This is a genomic window from Psittacicella gerlachiana (genome assembly GCF_003585965.1).
Taxonomy (GTDB): Bacteria; Pseudomonadota; Gammaproteobacteria; order Enterobacterales; family Psittacicellaceae; genus Psittacicella; species Psittacicella gerlachiana.
In genome coordinates this window covers 1-2,443 of sequence record NZ_NRJF01000097.1, presented here as the reverse complement: position 1 = coordinate 2,443, position 2,443 = coordinate 1, and the positions used below count along the sequence as shown (strand labels likewise).

The 2,443-nt window shown below is 37.8% G+C and carries 1 protein-coding gene; it reads right to left on the bottom strand.

The window, feature by feature from the left end:
• Positions 1-2,443 (bottom strand): beta strand repeat-containing protein (locus CKF59_RS07885; protein WP_222985571.1); only part of this gene is annotated, 2,443 nt, incomplete at both ends.

The following is a 2,443-nucleotide window of genomic DNA, read 5'->3' as shown; positions in this document are numbered from 1 at the left end:
TTCTTATTCTCTCCACTAGTTGGAGCTAAAGGAATAGAAACATTAGTTGCAGTTGAATTAACACTTAAGTTTAATACTGAAGGGTTAAGTTCCACACTACCTAGAGCAAAACAAATACTTAATGCCCCTGGTGTAGTTGCTGGAGCACAAGTTTGAGCTTGTCCTACAGTTTGGATACTTGGTGCTTTGTAGTCACGATCTTGACTTCTAATACCAAAATCATTTGAAGTTTCTACTAACACCTGCGTAGCTTCAGGTCCTAAATTACGTACTGTATTTACATAGTCCCCTACAGAGATTCCATAAGGTCGGGTTGGATCCATTCCTTCCCCTGTAGTTGCCGTACGATTTAAGTCACTTTCACTTACTTGACTTTCTTCAGAATTTTCTCGATTTGCTTGTTCAACAGCATTTAAGCTATCAGTTAAATCAACATTTGCTTTTTCACGAGCTGCTGCAAATACAGCGTTAATGTTCACTTTACTTACAGAACGGAAACTTTCATCTGATTCACCATAAGGTAAAGCTTGATTTGCAACTCCAGCCTCTCTTACTTCATCTAGAGTTTCCTTACTTGGAGTTTTGTCTTCAGGGAAGAGTTCAACTCCATCTTTTTCAATACCTCTATAGCTATCATAGCCCTTGTCCCCAAGATCTTTATCAAAGGCATTATCAAAACCTGTTCCTTTTTTCGCTAATTCTTGCTGACGATTAGTTTCATCATCTTTAGTTGCAATAATTGCGATATTAGTTTTAGATTCTGTTTGTACCTCTGAATCGGTAGCCACCGAGCTATTAGCTTCAGTATTTGTATCCGCATCTGCATTTGCACTACGATTTGCAGAGTTTTCTAACTCTTCGGTATCAGTAGTTTCTTCATCTTTAATCGTAATCGTACCATCAGTATCAGGTGTAGATCCTGTAGCAGCCGCTCCGATTGAACTTGCGGTATCTGAAGAATAGATCTGCGTCGTATTTTCAGTATCTAAAATCTTAGTTACATCAACTTCAGAAGAAGCATTACTAATACCATTGATTTTATTGTAAAGATCACTACAACCCGCTCCATTTACGCCACAAGTAATTGAACCTGTAGTGTATTGGAAAGCATTAACGTCACCGGTAAAGTTCGAAGCATTAATGCCTAGATTTACCGCTTTTACAAGAGAACCATTACTTACATCTAATGAATTTGTAGCATTTAAAGTAACATTCTCTGCTGAGGCGTTAGTTGCATTTAACTGAATATTATTTGCGCCTATAGATAGATTAGCTACCGAACTTAAGTTACTATCATGTACATTAGTTTCATTTGCCTCGATATTGAGGTTTGTTCCCACAAATGTACCATTTTCAAGCGTAGCTTCTTGAGCACTAATAGTTGTATCCGTTGATCTTACTTCAGTATTACTTAGATTAACTTTTGTACCATTGATCGTGGTAACTACAGCTTCTAAGTTACTGTCACTAATAGTTACATTTCCTTTAATGTCTACCACTTTAGCTTCAACAGTAGCATTATTAATGCTCGTATTACCAAGAGCGAGATCTTGAGCAACTTTTAAGCTCGAACTATCGATAGTTGTCTCACCTAAAGAAGCATTACCTTTAACCTCAACTTGGCTAGCTGTAATTTGCGTATTTTCTGCAACTAGGTTATTTGCCTGCACTTGCGAACCGTTAGTTGCGGTAAAGGCACCACTAACAGTTACCTCTCCCGTAGAAGTAAAAGTACTATTATCTACGTTTAGATTTTGAGTTTCCACTTCTCCTGAAGTACTAACTGTACCTTTAGAGTCAATATTAATAGTCGTTGCTTTTAAGTCTACTGTAGTTACGCTACTATTGCTTACTTCAAGTGTTCCGGTTAAAGAGATTGAAGTGTTTGCTTCTAGATTTGCATTATTTTCTAGACTTAAATTCTCAGCTTCAACCGCTTGAGCTTGCGTAGAAGTATTATCTAAAGTTAAATCTGTAGCGGTTACAGTGCCGTTAACAGTTAACGTTGAATCAGTTAAGCTTGCTTGCTCCCCAAGATTAGCTTGCTCTGCGGTAACTGTTGCATTTTGCACTTTAGTTTGCTCAGTAACTTCTAGATTCGTAGCTTCAAGTTTACCTTGGTCAACTTCGAGGTTAGTTGTCGTTATATTCGTAACTTCAACTTGACTATCAGTTAACTTCGTAGAGTTATCTACAACTACATCGGTAACTGTAAGATTACTTGTAGTTGCAGTTAGATTCTCGGCTACAAGACTAGTTGCACTTACATTAGTTTCAGTAAAGCTTGCTTGACCGGCACTAATATTTGCAGCTTCTAGACCACCTTGGTTCACTTCAAGATTCGTAGCCGTTACATTAGTAACTTTTACTGCACTATCAGTTAACTTCGCATTTTCGCTAACCACTACATCGCTAGCAGTAAGATTACTGCCTGTAGTCGTTA